14 protein-coding genes are annotated in these 16594 nt (G+C 55.9%); 11 read left to right on the top strand and 3 right to left on the bottom strand.

What is annotated here, in order from left to right:
* The 3 genes from ACR0AK_RS17665 (at position 1) to ACR0AK_RS17655 (ending at position 3283) form a co-directional block, all read left to right on the top strand.
* Positions 1 to 372 carry a cupin domain-containing protein gene (locus ACR0AK_RS17665; protein ID WP_480794322.1) on the top strand — a complete coding sequence of 124 codons (372 nt, stop codon included), beginning with the start codon at positions 1 to 3 and terminating at the stop codon, positions 370 to 372.
* Positions 369 to 2768 carry a trimethylamine N-oxide demethylase gene (locus ACR0AK_RS17660; RefSeq protein ID WP_480794321.1) on the top strand — a complete coding sequence of 800 codons (2400 nt, stop codon included), beginning with the start codon at positions 369 to 371 and terminating at the stop codon, positions 2766 to 2768. The genes ACR0AK_RS17665 and ACR0AK_RS17660 overlap by 4 nt, the downstream gene beginning before the upstream one ends.
* 86 nt (positions 2769 to 2854) lie before the next feature.
* A complete protein-coding gene (locus ACR0AK_RS17655) occupies positions 2855 to 3283 on the top strand; it encodes a hypothetical protein (RefSeq protein ID WP_480794320.1) in 429 nt (142 codons plus the stop codon).
* A gap of 101 nt (positions 3284 to 3384) precedes the next feature.
* Here the strand turns inward: ACR0AK_RS17655 and ACR0AK_RS17650 are convergent, their stop codons facing one another.
* A complete protein-coding gene (locus ACR0AK_RS17650) occupies positions 3385 to 3747 on the bottom strand; it encodes a hypothetical protein (protein ID WP_480794319.1) in 363 nt (120 codons plus the stop codon).
* A 257-nt stretch (positions 3748 to 4004) separates the two neighbouring features.
* Between ACR0AK_RS17650 and ACR0AK_RS17645 the strand changes: the two genes are divergently transcribed.
* From ACR0AK_RS17645 to ACR0AK_RS17610, 8 genes are all read left to right on the top strand, one after another.
* Positions 4005 to 4664 (top strand): DUF4129 domain-containing protein, encoded by a 660-nt coding sequence (locus ACR0AK_RS17645; protein ID WP_254452972.1) that lies wholly within the window; start codon positions 4005 to 4007, stop codon positions 4662 to 4664.
* Positions 4661 to 5977 carry a hypothetical protein gene (locus tag ACR0AK_RS17640; protein ID WP_170560517.1) on the top strand — a complete coding sequence of 439 codons (1317 nt, stop codon included), beginning with the start codon at positions 4661 to 4663 and terminating at the stop codon, positions 5975 to 5977. The genes ACR0AK_RS17645 and ACR0AK_RS17640 overlap by 4 nt, the downstream gene beginning before the upstream one ends.
* A complete protein-coding gene (locus ACR0AK_RS17635; RefSeq protein WP_170560516.1) occupies positions 5967 to 6923 on the top strand; it encodes an AAA family ATPase in 957 nt (318 codons plus the stop codon). The genes ACR0AK_RS17640 and ACR0AK_RS17635 overlap by 11 nt, the downstream gene beginning before the upstream one ends.
* Before the next feature lie 17 nt (positions 6924 to 6940).
* Positions 6941 to 8218 carry a DUF58 domain-containing protein gene (locus tag ACR0AK_RS17630; protein ID WP_480794318.1) on the top strand — a complete coding sequence of 426 codons (1278 nt, stop codon included), beginning with the start codon at positions 6941 to 6943 and terminating at the stop codon, positions 8216 to 8218.
* Positions 8218 to 9216, top strand: a complete 999-nt coding sequence (locus ACR0AK_RS17625; protein WP_480794317.1) for a stage II sporulation protein M — start codon at positions 8218 to 8220, stop codon at positions 9214 to 9216. The genes ACR0AK_RS17630 and ACR0AK_RS17625 overlap by 1 nt, the downstream gene beginning before the upstream one ends.
* The gene (locus ACR0AK_RS17620; protein ID WP_480794316.1) at positions 9213 to 10130 is read left to right on the top strand and encodes an RDD family protein; all 918 of its coding nucleotides are present in this window, start codon (positions 9213 to 9215) and stop codon (positions 10128 to 10130) included. The genes ACR0AK_RS17625 and ACR0AK_RS17620 overlap by 4 nt, the downstream gene beginning before the upstream one ends.
* Positions 10131 to 10281: 151 nt before the next feature.
* Complete coding sequence (locus ACR0AK_RS17615) at positions 10282 to 11055, top strand: DUF7847 domain-containing protein (protein WP_480794315.1); 774 nt, start codon at positions 10282 to 10284, stop codon at positions 11053 to 11055.
* Positions 11056 to 11603: 548 nt separating this feature from the next.
* Positions 11604 to 13628, top strand: coding sequence for a DEAD/DEAH box helicase (locus tag ACR0AK_RS17610; protein ID WP_480794314.1), 2025 nt, complete (start codon positions 11604 to 11606; stop codon positions 13626 to 13628).
* Between the two features lie 48 nt (positions 13629 to 13676).
* Here the strand turns inward: ACR0AK_RS17610 and ACR0AK_RS17605 are convergent, their stop codons facing one another.
* Both ACR0AK_RS17605 and sauS read right to left on the bottom strand, forming a co-directional pair.
* Positions 13677 to 15173, bottom strand: a complete 1497-nt coding sequence (locus ACR0AK_RS17605; protein ID WP_480794313.1) for an AMP-binding protein — start codon at positions 15171 to 15173, stop codon at positions 13677 to 13679.
* Positions 15170 to 16591 (bottom strand): acylating sulfoacetaldehyde dehydrogenase, encoded by a 1422-nt coding sequence (gene sauS / locus ACR0AK_RS17600; protein WP_480794312.1) that lies wholly within the window; start codon positions 16589 to 16591, stop codon positions 15170 to 15172. The genes ACR0AK_RS17605 and sauS overlap by 4 nt, the downstream gene beginning before the upstream one ends.
* Positions 16592 to 16594: the final 3 nt, after the last annotated feature.

The raw sequence follows: 16594 nt of genomic DNA, 5'->3' as shown, positions 1-16594 counted from the left end.
ATGACTAAGCGTCACAACACACGCACCGTTGCCCGTTTCGACGGCCCCGGATTTGTGCCGATGCGGATGGAAGGCCTGCCTGATGAACAGGTCTGGTGGAAGAATGTCAGCTTTGATGAGGAAACCGGGCAAGGAAGCTATCTGATGAAAATGGCTCCGGGTACCCGTTCAAATCCGCATATTCATCACGGGCCGGAAGAGTTCTTTGTGCTTGAAGGCGATCTGACTGATCACGATGGGTTTCGCTACCGCAGCGGGGATTTCGTCAGCCTGACAGCCGGGTCAAGCCACTATTCGCGAACCGATGCGGGATGCCTTTTGGTGGTCACGCATCGAGGTGCAACGGAATCCATTCAGGAAGGTGCATTATGAATGTGAAACCGGTATTCGAAGTTCCGTTCGAACGAAGCGGCGTTCTGGCCCCCGGCCTTCCGATCCTGCCGCACGGAACGGAACGTCACCCGGTCCCCGGAATGGGGTCGCGCGCTGTTCCGGTGTCCAAAGGGGATACAATCACGCTGCTGGACCGCGATGGAATGCAACCGGCCGAAATGGTCTTCTTTGCCCCTGACCGAAGTTCTGATGCAGCTATGCTGGGCACTGTGGGCCATGGGCGTCCCGACGGCTTGATAGCGACCTTGGCAAACGGTTCGCCCTCCGGCAAGAAAGTGTTGCGCGCCTTAGAAGTTGCCGGGTTCGATATTGGAAATGGCGATGCAATCCGGGCCTTTACGGACGGGTCGCGCCCCGGCGACATGGTGCATTTCGTTGCTGAAAATGATGGTCTTCTGATCGTCGCCGCACCGGGTGAGGCAATGCGCCCAGAAGGCAACAACCCACCCACAGATATCATCCTGTACATTCAACGTTCGGCGCCCGGTCTGGAAAAACCCGATGTGGGTCCGCCTGATCCGCTGGCCGATCCGCTAAAGGATATCAATATCCAGCCGGGCAACGCGAAGTCTTACGAGGTCAAGGCCGGAGAGTTCATTCAGATCGTGGATGTCCGTGGCCGCGAGTGCTCGGATTTTCAGGCGTTCAGCCGCCGCGCACTGGATCAGGGGATCGAGCGCGAGATCGACCCGACCACAACACGCAGCCTGATGGGCAGCCTCTATCCGCAACCGGGCATATTCTCGAAATACTGGTCGGTAGATCAGGAACCTCTGGTTGAGATCGTGCAGGATACGTGCGGGCGTCACGACACCTTTGGTCTCGCCTGCACCGCGCGATATTACGAAGATCTTGGTTATCCGGGCCATGTGAATTGCTCGGACAATATAAACAAGGATCTGGACCAGTATGGCATCAAGCCGCGCGGTGGTTGGCCTGCGATCAATTTCTTTTTCAACACGATGCTGGATGAAACCAACGCTATCGGAATGGACGATCCGTGGTCGCGACCGGGCGATTTCGTCCTGCTGCGCGCGCTGACCGATCTGGTCTGCGTCAGTACCGGTTGTCCATGCGACATTGACCCAGCAAATGGCTGGAACCCAACTGATATTCAGGTGCGAACCTACAAGGCGACCGAGGATTTCAAACGATCCTACGGCTACAGAAAATCTGCGGAGGCGGATGTGGAAGAAACCAAGAAAACAGCATTTCACGACTGCTTTGCGCGGCATACCCGTGATTTTGTCGAATACAACGGCTATTGGCTGCCCAACACGATGACCAATCATGGCGCCATTGCTGAATACTGGGCCTGCCGGGACAAGGTTGCCGTCATGGATCTTAGCCCATTGCGAAAATACGAGATCGTTGGACCTGACGCGGAAGAGTTGATGCAGCTCTGCGTGACCCGCAACATGAAGAAACTAAGCGTTGGTCAGGTCGTCTATACGGCCATGTGCTATGAACACGGCGGGATGATCGACGATGGCACAGTCTATCGGCTGGGTGAGACCAATTTCCGTTGGATTGGCGGCAATGACACCAGTGGCTTGTGGCTGCAGGAGCAAGCGCTCAAGCGAAACATGAACGTCTGGGTTCGCAATTCGACTGATCAATTGCACAACATTGCAGTACAGGGCCGACACAGCCGAGAAATCCTGTCAAAGATTTTCTGGACGCCGCCCCAGCAGCCCACGATCGAAGAACTGCCGTGGTTCCGGCTGACCGTTGCTCGGGTTGGTGATGTTCAGGGGACGTCAGTGGTTATTTCCCGGACTGGCTACTCTGGCGAGTTGGGATATGAGATCTTCTGTCACCCCAATGACGCGGTCGAGATATTTGATCGTGTCTGGGAGGTAGGTCAGGAGTATGGAGTTACTCCTCTAGGTCTTGCAGCGCTCGACATGCTGCGGATCGAAGGTGGTTTGATCTTTGCTGGGTCGGAATTCGATGACCAAACCGATCCTTTCGAGGCTGGTATCGGCTTTACGGTTCCGCTTAAGTCAAAGACCGATGATTTCATCGGTCGCACAGCGATTGAAGAACGCAAGGCTCATCCACACCGCAAGCTGGTTGGTTTTGAGGTCGAGGGCGGAACAATTCCGTCGCCGGGCGATTGTGTGCGTATCGGAAAGGCGCAGGTTGGTGAAATCACAAGTGCGATGAAATCGCCTGTTCTGGGCAAAGTTATCGCTTTGGGTCGGGTTGCGACTACGCACGCTATCGACGGCGGTGATATCGAAATCGGTCAGTTGGATGGGCAGCAAAAGCGGCTGAAAGCCAAAATCGTGCCGTTCCCTCATTTTGATCCGACAAAAGAGCGCGTGAAGGGCATCTACCATGAAACAAATGTCCCAGATGCAGCTGAGTGAAGTGCTGACCATTTACTTGGGGGCTACATCGGCAAATCGCGCCAAATGTCGAATACCTGTTCGAATAACCAACTGCGGGTGAACCGATGAATAGCGCGGCAGCGTTTATTGCTGGATCTTTAGTGGCGATGACGACGGCGCTTGCACCAACTATTGGTTTCACGGACGAATGTACCCGGGTTTCTTTGCTTGAAGATTACCTAACTACAGGTGCCGAGTCCGAAGGCGCAAATTGCGATACCTTTGTTGGCCTGAACAACTCCAAAGGCGTTTCCTGTTATTGGCAATTTCCCTTCCGGGACGTTGCCGCCTTAGCGGCCTTTGACGAGTTGTCGGGCGAAGTCACACATTGCAAAGGTGGTGACCAACTGCCCAGCGACACGCCTGTCAACCATCCGGATAGTTACATGTTGTTTGAACTGATCCATGCAGATGGAGTTTATCGAGTTGCTAAAAAAGACAAAAGTCAGCTGAACCGCACTTTGGTTTTTTTAAGCGCCGAATTCGGGTCCTGACGGCCTTGGTTGGTTTCGCTTAAAGCAATGTAAAAAGGTAAATTTTTGAAGATGCAGCCAAGGCCTGCTGTTCACGGAGGGGTCCATGGCCACAACGAACACTAGGCGAGTACCTCAGACACTTCATCTTTGACTTCTTTTTTGGGCGCTAGCATCAGGGCAATACTTGTCAGCCCGGTCAAAGTGATCATGACAGCGCCGCACAGAAATATTCCAACCTGAACAAAGATATGGCGTGCCTTAAAGGGCGCGACAACCATGTCGTCCCGTCCCGGCACGCTTAAAAATGCGATGGTGGCGATCAAACCGGCAGCGGTCAAAAATAGAAGGCTGCCCAGATCGGAACTAGTGTTCCCATCAAGTTGCTGCACCAGAAATGGCACCGACAGGGCGACTGTGAATACAGTGATCGCGATGACAAACCTGAGCAAAAGGCGATGAGCTTTAAACACAAACCAATTCATAGGCGGGAATAATTTGGGAAACCTGACTAACTAAGTCCTGCTCGTATCTTCGTCGCGTGACGTCAACAACAAAGCCAGGTGTCGTATCTTATCGCTTCGTTGAATCGCTTATCTCTTCTTCGAGAACCTCGCGCCAGAACCAAAAGAGATCAGTTAACAACTTAAGATTGCGTGCCGACAGGCATTCTACTATCGATAAGCCCATGAGCCGTTGCCTGCGATTGATTTACTTAACCAGCTTTTTACTAGTGCCTCACATGACAGTTGCTCTAGAGGCTACCGAAAATCCCGTTGAGATCGGCGAAAGCGGTGAAGCCTATCTGAAAGCGATAAGAATAAGCAGTGTCGATTCAGACGTAGCTTACTATGACCCCTCAAGACCACCGCCACCGATGCAGACGACACAGGAACCTCGTCCGCCGTCTGAGACAAATAGATGGTCAACAAAAGGCGGTGTGAATTTTCCGACAATGCTGATTTCCGCCGCGATCCTCATGGCAATCGCCTTTGTTTTTGTCCGCTACGGTAGCGGCTTTGCCGTTACACTGGGGCGCGAAGGCGAGAATACGGAAAGCGAGCGTGGGGGACGGTCACCGCATGCCGCGACAACGACGCCGTCAAGTCCGGGCAACTTGAATTTGATCCTGCGCATCGGGGATCGACGCGAAGCTTTGATCCAGTTGGCGCAAGCCGCCCTGAGTGCAGCGATTAAGGCCAATGGCGTGCTGCTGCAGCGCAGCTGGACCGCGCGCGACGCATTACGTCATCTTCCAAAGGACCAAAATTACCTCAGTGCGCTGCGCAATCTTGTTCTGGCAAGCGAAAGGGTGCATTTCGGAGGGCGTGATGTAAGTGAGGAAGATTTCCAGGCCCATGTTGCCGAGATCCGCCCGCTGTTGACTGAGATGCCCGAATGACGCATTCGGCCACCGAAGAAACACAACGTGGCTTCAGGAGTGAGACCCTGATTATTTTGGGTTTCGTGGCGCTGCTGCTGTTTACTGTCTTTTACGTCATATCCCAACGCCAGCAGGTTCTGAGAAGTTCTCCGTCGGGGTTTGACGGGCTGCGGATCTGGCTAAATTCAAATGAGGTAAGCGCGCAGAGTTTTCTGGGTGGGTGGCAGGTCGATCAGGAAACCGTTGGCCTGCTGGTGCTGCCGCTATTCGATACTTCCTTGGACGAAGACCGAGTTCATCCGCGCACTAAAGAGGAACTGCTGTTACAGCAGGATGAATACGATCTGCGGCTCGACGCTGTATTGGAAAAGGCTGTCCGGGTACCGACACTTCTGATCCTGCCGAAATGGCGCAGCGGGATGCGGCTGACCGGCCGGGCACATCCGGTTTTGCTAAGCCGGCAGCAGCAGATTGAAACCGTGCTAAAACAGTTGACCGGACAGAGGGACGCACAGATCGAATACGCGCGCGCGCCTTTCACGGATTTCGATTATTTTGACGCCGAAGACGTCCGGCATTCCGCTCAAATCTATGCGGCACAACTATTCACCAACGCCGACTGTTCTCCGCTGATTGGCAACTCAGACGCTATGCTTCTGGCCGAGTGCCCGCTGGCGAGAGGTGGCAGCGACGCGCGAGTGCTGGTGCTGTCGGACCCGGATTTGCTGAACAATCATGGGCTGCGCATTGGCGACAATGCAGCTATCGCGCACAATCTCCTGAGTTCTCTTGCGGCAGAACGCAACGTGATGATCGACTACAGCCGTGAAGTCTGGCTATCGGATCCCGCGGAGAGCGTGCGCTATGAACGCAGCTGGACCGATCTGAAGCAGTTTTTTGGACCGCCATTCCTGATGCTGTGGCTGGGTGGGGTCCTGGCGTTGGCGCTGTTTATCTGGCGTTCATGGCAACGCTATGGCCCGGTGCAGGCCGAGGATGACGACGATACAAGCGCAAAGTCGCTGGCAGTGCGCGCGCGGGCGCGCCTAATGCGGCTGTCAGATCAAGACGGAGCTTTGACCGGCGAATACGCAAAGGCACGGCTGGCGGCCTCAGCATCAGCCTTGTTTGGCCCGGCGCTTGCCCATCACTATGCCGAACCAAAGGTCTTTTTGGATTATGTAGCACGGCACAATCCGGATCTCTCTCGTAAGCTGGAAACGGTGTTGAAGACCATCCGGAACCTTCCACATCGGATTCCTGCGGCAGAGGCAATGCGCCATGTGGATGAACTTGAAGCGCTTTTGGAGCAGATAACGAATGACACTTGAAACATTACACGCGCGTTCTGAAGCTTTGCGTGCGGAGATCGGAAAAACGGTGCTAGGGCAGGAAGATGTGGTCGAACTGCTTCTGATCTCGCTTTTTGCGCGTGGTCATGTGCTGCTGGAAGGGCCGCCGGGCACTGCCAAAACTCTGTTGGCTCGCAGTTTTGCCGCAGCACTGGACTTGGAATTCGGGCGTATCCAATTCACCCCCGATTTGATGCCCGGTGATGTACTGGGCACCTCGATCTTCAATTTTCAGACCAATGATTTCGTCCTCACGCGGGGTCCAGTCTTTACTCAGGTGCTCCTTGCGGATGAGATTAACCGCGCTCCTCCCAAAACCCAGGCGGCGCTGTTGCAGGCAATGAACGAACGCACGGTTACCATTGATGGTAGCGATCATTCTTTGGGCAGCGAGTTCATTGTCGTGGCCACCCAGAATCCCATCGAGCAACAAGGCACCTATCCATTACCCGAGGCGCAGTTGGATCGGTTTCTTTTTAAGCTTGAAATCGACTTCCCTCCCGAAGCGATCGAGATCGCGATCCTGCGCCAGCATGCCAATGCCCCGATCGAAAGCGGTATGGAAACCGATGTACTGTCAAAGACCTTAGATGCAGCTGCTCTCGCGGAAAGCCGGGCGCTGATCGACAGTATCATTCTAGATGACGATATTCTCGCCTACATTCTGCGGCTGGTTCGGGCAACACGGGAAAGCGCTGAAATTGCTTTTGGCGCTTCTACCCGTGCTGCTGATGCATTGGCGGCGGCGACGCGGGCACAGGCCGGATTAAACGGGCGGGATTTCGCAATACCGGATGATGTCAAACGGCTTTTCGTACCGGCACTGCGCCATCGAGTGGTGTTGGGTGCCTCGGCCGAGATTGAAGGCCGGAGCTCTGCTATGGTTCTTGACAACATCCTCAACCAGATCGAGGCCCCCCGCTGATACGTCCGTCCACAAGATTGCTCAGTGCTGCCTGCGCCGCTCTTGTTCTGTCGGTTCTGAGTGTCGCAATTTTTGGCGGGCTACGCGAACTGGCGTTGGCACCATGGGTGCTGTTGGCACTGTTAATATCAGCGGATCTTCTGATGTCCTTTAGCCGTCGTAAGCAGTTGAATTTCGACATGCGGCCAGAAATCTTTGTCGGCGAATTGCAGGTGCTTAACTTGCATGTCCCTAACGCTCCGAAGGACCTGACGGCGCGGCTAAAATGGCCCAAAGGTTTGAGTGGTGCTGCCGAGGTCGAGTTCATGATCGGCCCGGATGGGACGGGATCAGCTGAGATTAACTGTCGTGGTGTACGGCGCGGTGTCTGGGCGTTTGAACATCTTTGGCTTCATTGGTCGTCACGCCTGAAGCTTTTTGATTTCGTGCCGCGATTGGAATTCACGCTAGAGGTCCGGGTGGTGCCCAATATTCGACTTATCCAGTCCGGCGAGATCGCCACGACTGTGCAGTCCACGCTTTATGGCGTGAAGGAAAACCGCGCCATCGGAGAAGGATCTGAATTTCACCAGCTTCGTGATTTCGTGCAAGGCATGGATGTGAAATCAATCGACTGGAAACGTTCGGCCAAGCGGCGGGGGCTTGTGGCCAAAGAGTTAAGGGCCGAGCGCAATCACCACGTCATCGTAGCGCTGGATAACGGTTACCTGATGCGCGAAGAGATTGCCGGTTTACCCAAGATCGACCACGCGATTACATCTGCTTTGGCCGTGGCTTGGGCGGCTGCAATCGGCGGCGATCTGGTAGGGTACTACGCCTATGACGTGCGCCCGCGATCCTTTGTGGCACCGCGGGCCGGGCGCCAGACCTTTGCACGCCTACGCAGTTGGACCAGCGAGCTGGACTATGTGGGCCATGAAACCAACCATACGCTGGCGCTGACTGAACTGAATGCCCGCACCCCAAAGCGCAGCCTGATCATTATTTTTACCGATTTCATCGACACGACCTCAGCAGAATTGCTGGTCGAGAACATCGCCATTCTGGCCAAGCGTCACTTGCTGATTTTCGTCACCATCCGTGATCCTGAGGTCGAAGCGTTGGTGGGGTCTGCACCCAAGGACTTGGATGGTGTTGCCACTCTGGTAGCGGCAAACCAGACCATCAGTGAACGTCGTCTGGTTCTGGAAAGATTGGCGAGGTTGGGGGTTACCGTGCTGGATGCGCGTCCGGATACGGTGACGGCCAAGTTGATCTCGACCTATCTGGAAATAAAAGCGCGGGAGTTGATCTGATGGCGGAAAGCGACCTCATCCGTTCGGCCCGGTTCCGAAAAGAGCGGGAAGCAGACTGGCAGCATTTAGAAACCTTGGTCGCCCAAGCTGAACGTGTGGGATTGCAGCGGATGGACTTCGCAGCCGCCCGCGATCTGGCCGCGCTTTACCGAAATGCGACCACATCGCTGGCGATTGCACGCGAAATCTCGTTGGACAAGGCGCTGCTGGACTATCTTGAGGCGCTGACTGCGCGCGCGTATCTGTCGGTTTATGCCCCTCAGGAACGTCTCGGCGGGCTTGTGCGCAAGTTTTTTGCAAGTGGGGCGCCGACTGCAGTGCGTCGGTCCTGGTTGTTCATCCTGATAGGTTTCTTGTGCATGGGGCTAGGGGTTTTAGCGGGGTATCAGCTGTTTCTGGAAAACCCGGCTTGGTATCATGTGTTCATGCCGCCGGAACTGGCCGGAGGTCGCGGACCCACATCGACCACTCAAGAACTGCGGCAAGTGATTTATGATCAGGATCCCAGCGCCACGGGACTTGGGGCCTTTGCCACGTTCCTTTTCTCGCACAACACGCGCATTGCGATCTTTGTGTTTGGGCTTGGGGTTTTCCTTTGTGTGCCGGCGGTCCTGCTGACCTTCTATAACGGGCTGTCGCTAGGGGCGTTTTACGCGTTGCACGTAGAGCGCGGACTGGGCAGCGATCTGGGCGGTTGGTTGTCTATCCACGGTGTGACCGAGCTGTCGGCGATCTGTATTGCCTGTGGCGGCGGCATTCAACTGGGCGCAGCTATCCTTTTTCCGGGGCAACGAAGCCGCCGCGCTGCTTTGCGCCATGCAGGGCGGGATGCGGTGAAGCTTGCGCTGGTGGCGGCTTTAATGCTGGTCGTCGCTGCCTTTGTCGAAGGGTTCGGCCGCCAGCTTATTCAGGACAAAAGCACCCGGTACGTGATTGGCTGGGGGTTGGGACTATGCTGGCTGGCTTGGTTCACCTTGGGCGGTAGGGCACGGAAATGAGGCTTTGGCGACGCAAACGTGAAACGGCGCCATCAGTGGGTGAGCTGATCCCACCTGAAGGCATACCTCTCTACCTAGAGGTAGCGGGGCTGGGGGTGCGGCTTGCTGCTCAGATCACGGATGTGGGCATCACGCTGATCGCCGCCGTCGCCGTGCTGGTTCTGTTTGTTTCTGTGGGGTATGGCGATCCGAGCACGCTGATCGCCATAGGCAGTCTGCTCTTTTTCATAATCAGGGTGCCCTATTACGTCATAGCCGAGTTGGCCTGGAATGGGCAGACTTTGGGCAAGCGTCTGATGAAGATCAAGGTTGTTTCACATGATGGCAAGTCGCTGAGCACCCATGCCCTGGTGCTTAGGAACCTGATGAAGGAGGCCGAGATCTTCCTTCCTGCAACCCTGCTGCTGACACTCGATGCCAAGTCTCCAGTTGCTACAGGGGGGGCTCTGGCCTGGATTCTGGGGGGGCTGCTTGTGCCGCTATTGAATCGACACAGACAGAGACTGGGCGACCTTATTGCGGGCACCCACGTGATCCATTTGCCGGTCCCGGTGTTGCTGACAGATCTGGCTCAGACGCCGGTCAAAGAGACGGCGTCAGCTAAAAGTTACACCTTTCTCGCTCATCAGCTTGATCACTATGGCGCATTCGAGTTGCAAGCCCTTGAAAAGCTCTTGCGGGCGCAGGAGAAGAACACCGTGTCGGTTCGGTCAAACAGCAACAGGGCCACCATAGAAAGCGTTGTCGAAAAGATCCGCCAAAAGATCAGTTACGCGAACAAAGTGCCCGAGGCGGAGCGGTTGAAGTTCCTAAGGGCTTTCTACAATGCGCAGCGTGAACACCTTGAAAAGCGCCAATTGTTCGGTGAGCGTCGCAAAGACAAACATTATGCGGCTGAAAACAACCGCCCGTGATTAAAACTGGCAACTGCCCTTTTTCTGACCAAAAATCGACTTGTAGTGGCCGTTTTCAAACTCAATTACGGGTGTCATAAGGATACTGCAGACAACTTTTAGACGATTTTCATGCAGTAGTAATACCACAAAAGAATAGTGAGGTTTCATAATGGCCAGCACGACAGAATACGGTGACAGAGAGTTTCTGGGCGTCGGAAGTATCGTGGGTGAGAGTTTTTCGATTCTCTTCAAGAATTTCATATCCGTCATCCTGTTGGCGCTGGTGCCAATGTTCTTGAGCTCACTTATTGCGGGCATGTTAGTAGGGGCGGATGTCGCCTTGGGTGTAGAAGAACCCGATTTCAGCACGTCTTCTAACGTGACGACCTGGGTGATGACGATTGTTCTACAAATTGTATTCTATGCCCTGACAACAGCCCTTCTGGTGCAACTGGCATATGATTCCAAACTCGGGCGTCCGCTACAGTTGGCACGCTATTTTTCGCCAGCTTTGCGTGCGGCTGTCCCCGTCGCGATCCTGACGACTGTCAGCAGTATTCTGGCCGGATTGGCGTCGATCGCTCTGATCATTCCCGGTTTATGGGTTTACGCAGTCTTTTCGGTGGTTGCGCCAGCCGTGGTGATCGAGGGGGCCGGGTTTGGCGGGCTTGGTCGCAGCGCGGCACTGACCAAAGGATATCGCTGGCCAATCTTCGGCGCTTTGCTGCTGATTGGTATTTGCGCCGGGATCGTCAATTTCCTCGCCGGTATTGGTGCTGGTCTGTTGGCTAGTGTCGGAAGCTGGGCAATGATGGTCGGGTTTTCGGTTATCGCAGCGCTTTCTGCGGGTTTGACCGGTATCTCGGTCGCTCTGATTTATGCCCGTCTGCGCGAGATCAAAGAAGGGGTGACCGTCGATCAGATTGCATCCGTGTTTGACTGACTTCCTGGATATCAGGGACGTCGAAAAGGATGCGATCACACTTTTTACGGCCGAAGGCACATACTTGCGCCTTCGGTCGCCCAAATCCAGAAAAGGCACAACCGCCTAGTTGCGACCCCCAGCCCGCATTTTTGCCCTATTCAAATGCTCGCACCGAACGTCTTCGATGACGGTCGGAACGCAAAGATAAGTTCCCAGATTTAGGTTCAGCCCAGAACACCATCGCTTTTGTGCAAATCTATTTTATGCGTCGATTTCTGTTCTAGAATTGAATTCGTGCCGCTCACGGGCACCCTCAAGTTAGAACAAACTGCACATTGAATGTAATTTTTCCAAGGATATTGGGGTTGTGAAAGCGCGCACTGGAACCGGGCCCGAAGGATGTTCGATCAAACCATTAATAAAACTACGGTGCCTGTGCGCGTTGGAAAAGACACGCCTATACATTGACGGCGACTCCCGCTAAGAGGCGGTCTTTAACCTTGGAAGATGCGTTGATTGCAATACCGCAAGGCTCGCATCCCCCGGCTGATACAAAGAACACCACCGTGAAACAGACCATCGCAGATGCGCTTGCCCGTAAGGGTTATGATACTTTGACACAAGTCCAGCAGGCCGTGACACAGCCCGGTCTGGAAGGACGCGATATGTTGGTGTCGGCGCAAACCGGATCGGGAAAGACAATCGGGTTCGGGTTGGCGATTGCACCACAGTTACTGGGCGAAGATGAGTCGTTCGGGGCTTCCGGCGCGCCGTTGGCTTTGGTCGTTGCGCCGACGCGTGAGTTGGCCATGCAGGTCAAGCGCGAGCTGAGCTGGCTGTACTCGGATGCTGGTGCGTTTCTGGCCTCGTGTGTTGGTGGCATGGATATGCGTGACGAGCGCCGCGCCCTGGCGCGCGGGGCGCATATTGTTGTCGCAACGCCGGGGCGGCTGCGCGATCATATCATGCGCGGTTCCATTGATCTGACCGCGATCCGGGCTGTGGTACTGGATGAAGCCGATGAAATGCTGGACCTTGGGTTTCGCGAGGATCTTGAATTCATTCTGGATGAAACCCCGGCCGAGCGACAAACGCTACTGTTCTCGGCCACTGTCCCGCGTGCCATTGCAAATCTGGCAACGCGCTATCAGCGCGACGCCGAACGCGTGAGTACGGTCAGTGAGAAAACGCAACATGCCGATATCGAATACCGTGCGATGATGGTTGCGCCGCGGGACGGCGATAACGCTATTATCAACGTGTTGCGGTATTATGAGGCACCCAACGCAATTGTTTTCTGTAATACACGCGCGATGGTGTCGCGACTAACGACGCGCCTTTCCAACCGCGGGTTTTCGGTGGTGGCTCTGTCTGGTGAGTTGACGCAGAGCGAACGATCTAATGCGCTGCAGTCGATGCGCGACGGGCGGGCCAGGGTTTGTGTGGCGACAGATGTCGCCGCGCGGGGGATCGATTTGCCAAACCTGGATTTGGTCGTCCATGCCGAATTGCCCAATAGTCACGAGACGCTTTTGCACCGCTCAGGGCGCACAGGTCGAGCTGGGCGAAAGGGCGTAAGTGCCCTGGTGGTAGAGCCATCTTCGCGAAAAAAGGCCGAGCGCATTCTGAAATTCGCAAAACTCACCGCTGATTGGGGTGTTGCACCGGCGGCAGACGACGTGAACGAACGTGATCAGGCGCGGATGTTCGCATCGGATGACTGGCAGGTCGAGATCACCGAGAGCGAGCGGGCGGCGGTTCAGCATCTGGTTGGGGAATTTACCGCCGAACAAATCGCGGCAGCGTATCTTCGTCAGTACAAATTGCGCCATTCAGCGCCGGAAGAGTTAGCCCCAGTGACGGCAGACCGCCCGAAACCGCGCGCCGCTTTTGGTCCCAGCGTTTGGTTCTCTTTATCTGAAGGCCGCAACCAAAACGCGTCGCCGCGTCATCTGTTGCCGATGATCTGCAAGGCGGGTGACCTGACCAAAGACGATATCGGGGCGATCCGTATTGCCGATGATGTGTCTTACGTCGAGATCCGCGAAGCTAGCGTTGCTGGCTTTCTGGCGGCTGTTGGCGCAGACATGAAAATAGAAGGCTCGAAAGACGTTGTTCGTTTAGATGGTGCGCCTGACGTGCCCGCGTTTGAACGTCCAAGGTCCAACCGAGCGCCGAAGGGAAAAACGCGTCCGCGCAAAGGGGACACCACCCCCGTAGATTGGAACGACGCGCCAGCGCCACGTAAACGGAAACCCATGCCCGAAGATCGCAAGCCGCATAAATCGGCGGAACACCGTTCCAAACCGAACCGATCGAAAGAACAGGGATCGGCACCGCGCAGGGACTCGTCTGCGTCCGGTTCAACGGGCGAGGTCGAAGCGAAATTCACCGCAACGAGCGCAAAGAAGAAATCCCACAAAGCGCCTGCAGGCAAAAGCAAAGACGCCAGCTTAAGGCCCGGCGGCAAAGCCACCAAAGGCCCGCCGCCGCCCAAGGGAAAACCCAGCAGCAAAAAAAATCGCGCGCGCGCTGCAGCGGCGAAATCGGGTAAAGGCGGAGACGCTCTACCGAAACGCCGTAAGACCTAGCGCCTTTGATGGTCCGGGTCGGCGTCAGCGGTCTAGCCCCGCTGACGCTCAGCCTTGATCGTCAACGATTTCGAGTATCCGGTTGCGCTGTATCTTGCCCGAAGGCCCCTTCGGCAGGTCCTGCAGAATGTGAACCTCGTCAGGGGATTTGAATCGACCCAGCTTGGTTTCACAAATCTCCAACAGAGTCAGTGATGTCAGCTCGGAACCATCCCGGATTTTGACTGCGGCCTCAACGGTTTCACCATAGCTGCGGCAGGGACGCGCGAAAGCTGCAGCTTCGACAACATCGGGATGGGAATACAGCGCCTCGTCAATCTCACGCGGGGCGATGTTTTCGCCGCCCTTTATGATCAACTCTTTCAAGCGGCCGGTGACATAGACGTATCCGTCCTCGTCCATACGCGCCAAATCACCGGTGCGTAGCCAACCATCCGTTGTGAAAGTGCCTGCGGTCGCATCGGCGTCTTTGAGGTATTCAAGCATCACATTTGGTCCGCGTATGACCAACTCACCTTCGGTTCCGTGCGGGACAGGCTGTTGGCTTGCGTCCAGAATTGCCGCGTCATTTCCGAATGCAACACCGGGCGAGCCGATCTTGCGCACGCCCGGTGGAAGCGGGTTCGACAGGATCTGCGCCGCGGTTTCCGTAAGCCCCATGGTTTCGACGATGGGAACCTCGAACCTCTCTTCAAATGCGCGTTGTACATCGGGTGCCAGCGCGGATGAGGCAGACCGCCCAAACCGCAACCTCTGGCGGGCTTGGGCATCCGGATTGGTGTCAGATTGCAGCAGATGAGAGATGATGGTCGGGACAACCGAAAACCATGTTGCCTGAGTTTTACCAAGATTGTCCCAGAACCGGCTGGTCGAAAACCGTTCGCACATGGCCAGGGAGCCGCCAGAGACGAGGGTTCCCATCACCGTCACGCAAAGCCCGTTGATGTGGTAGATCGGCAAGACGCAGAAACCGCGATCCGAATCTGTCAGTTCATGCGCGACAGCGGTGGTCCAGCCGCCCGCCAAAAGGCTGGAATGCGTATGAACGACACCTTTGGGCCGACCGGTTGTGCCCGAGGTGTACATAAGCAGGGCATGGTCTGCGGGCGCCAGATCATAAAGCTCGGTATCCGCGTTATCAGCTTCTTCGATCTGTAAAGGCGTAGTTACGGCAGAATCGGCTGTTCGGTTGAATAATTCCGCTTGATCCGGGTGCACGAATGCAAATCGCGCGCCGCTGTGTTCGAGGGCGTAGGCCACGGCACTGTCGCCCGCGACAAGATTGATCATAGTCGCCCGGAACCCACCGTAGAGAACGCCGAACAAAGCGATCAGCGCCTCGTGGCAATTGGGATAGATGAGTGCGACGCTTTCGCCCTTCTGCACGCCTAGGCGGGTCAACATGCTTGCCAAGTTTCGGGCCGAGTTGCGCAGCTCCGCCCAGTTCAGATCCTGAGTGCCATCGGGAAAAACGAACCCGGTTCCGCCCTGATCGGCCCTTAGGTCCAGCCAGTCGCGGACCGTTCCCTTTGGCGGTTCCATCATTGGCCGGCCTCCCTCCAATACGCGCCGAATACATCTTCGAGCGCGGGTTCGCGGGGGGGTATTTCACGCACAATTTTGGTGGTCTGGACGAAGTGCCGCCAATGCAGATTGGTATCAATGGAGTTTCCGCCCCAGCTGCCGCATCCCATCGAAAGAGAAAAGGGCATCCCATTATTGAAGCTACCACCGGTGGCAAAGGTATGCGCCTGATTGACGATCACCCGGCAGGTGGGTAGCTCGCGTCCCAGCTCAACGGCGCGCCCGTCGTCGCTGGTGTGGATACCGACCGAATGTCCGGTACCTTGATGGGCCAGAACGCGCCCTGCGGTGGCTTTCGCGGCGGCATAGTCCGAGGCCCGGTAGAGCGCCAGAACACGGCTCAGCTTCTCTCCGGAAAGGGGGTGATCAGGGCCGATTCCGTCGGTTTCTACTGCCAGAAATTTCGTACCTTCGGGGACTTTTCCTTCCATCCCCAATGCCTCAAGCATCTTGTCGGCATCCTGCGCGATAGCTGATCGGTTGAGGTGCCCGTCCGGCCAAAGACGCGCTATGATGCCATCGGCATCGGATGCAGGCACCAGAGCGCCGCCTTCTGCTGCCATTGCCGCAACAAAATCGTCGTAGACGGCGTCCACAACCACAACTGCGTTCTCGGACGAGCAGGAGGTTGCATTGTCAAAGCACTTTGAGGCTGTGATCTTTGTAGCGGCGGCTGCCAGATCGGCAGTTTCGTCGACGATCACAGTGACATTGCCCGCGCCGACCGCGACAGCGGGTGTGCCGCAGGACTGGGCCCGGTGGACATTGTTTTGGCTGCCAGTGCAGATCACCCGATCCGAGGTTTCCATCAGCCGTTGGGTTTTGGCCTTTGATCCTGGCCTTGGAATCATCTGGACCAGATCCCGGTCCAGCCCCAGCTTGTCAAATTCGGCGTGAATGAAACGTAGCAATAGTTCACAGGACGCCACACCCTTGGGCGAGGGGGCGACGACGATCGCGTTTCCCCCTTTCAGGGCATTGATGATGTTGTTGGCCGGGGTCGCGGCTGGATTGGTCGAAGGGACCACTGCGCCGATGACACCGATTGCACGAGCGATTTCAGTGATGCCTGTTTCGGGGTCATCGCTGATGATGCCATGTGTCTTTGCCCTTGCTATGTCGCGCAATAGGCCCAGGGTCTTACGGTGGTTTTTGGTGATCTTGTCGGGGACATTGCCCAGCCCGGTGGTTTCAACCGCCAACTCCGCCAGCGCCTGATTGCGTGCGGGTTCCATGATCGCCCAACCCGCTGCCAGTGCTGCTTTGTCATATAGCGCCTGACTGCCTGCTGCCTCGTAAGCTGCCTGAGCCTTGCGAGCCTGCGCCACGATCCGGTCAACTTCGGCATTTTCGGGGGTTATGTCGTTTGGAGCGTTCATTTT

Source organism: Ruegeria sp. BI12, assembly GCF_056537985.1.
The sequence above is the reverse complement of the archived record's forward strand: the minus strand, read 5'-3'. Positions and strand labels throughout refer to the sequence as shown.

Coding starts and splice junctions, on each gene's coding strand:
- ACR0AK_RS17665 (WP_480794322.1), top strand. CDS start 1: ATGACTAAGCGTCACAACACACGCACCGTTGCCCGTTTCGACGGCCCC.
- ACR0AK_RS17660 (WP_480794321.1), top strand. CDS start 369: ATGAATGTGAAACCGGTATTCGAAGTTCCGTTCGAACGAAGCGGCGTT.
- ACR0AK_RS17655 (WP_480794320.1), top strand. CDS start 2,855: ATGAATAGCGCGGCAGCGTTTATTGCTGGATCTTTAGTGGCGATGACG.
- ACR0AK_RS17650 (WP_480794319.1), bottom strand. CDS start 3,747: ATGAATTGGTTTGTGTTTAAAGCTCATCGCCTTTTGCTCAGGTTTGTC.
- ACR0AK_RS17645 (WP_254452972.1), top strand. CDS start 4,005: ATGACAGTTGCTCTAGAGGCTACCGAAAATCCCGTTGAGATCGGCGAA.
- ACR0AK_RS17640 (WP_170560517.1), top strand. CDS start 4,661: ATGACGCATTCGGCCACCGAAGAAACACAACGTGGCTTCAGGAGTGAG.
- ACR0AK_RS17635 (WP_170560516.1), top strand. CDS start 5,967: ATGACACTTGAAACATTACACGCGCGTTCTGAAGCTTTGCGTGCGGAG.
- ACR0AK_RS17625 (WP_480794317.1), top strand. CDS start 8,218: ATGGCGGAAAGCGACCTCATCCGTTCGGCCCGGTTCCGAAAAGAGCGG.
- ACR0AK_RS17620 (WP_480794316.1), top strand. CDS start 9,213: ATGAGGCTTTGGCGACGCAAACGTGAAACGGCGCCATCAGTGGGTGAG.
- ACR0AK_RS17615 (WP_480794315.1), top strand. CDS start 10,282: ATGGCCAGCACGACAGAATACGGTGACAGAGAGTTTCTGGGCGTCGGA.
- ACR0AK_RS17605 (WP_480794313.1), bottom strand. CDS start 15,173: ATGATGGAACCGCCAAAGGGAACGGTCCGCGACTGGCTGGACCTAAGG.
- sauS (WP_480794312.1), bottom strand. CDS start 16,591: ATGAACGCTCCAAACGACATAACCCCCGAAAATGCCGAAGTTGACCGG.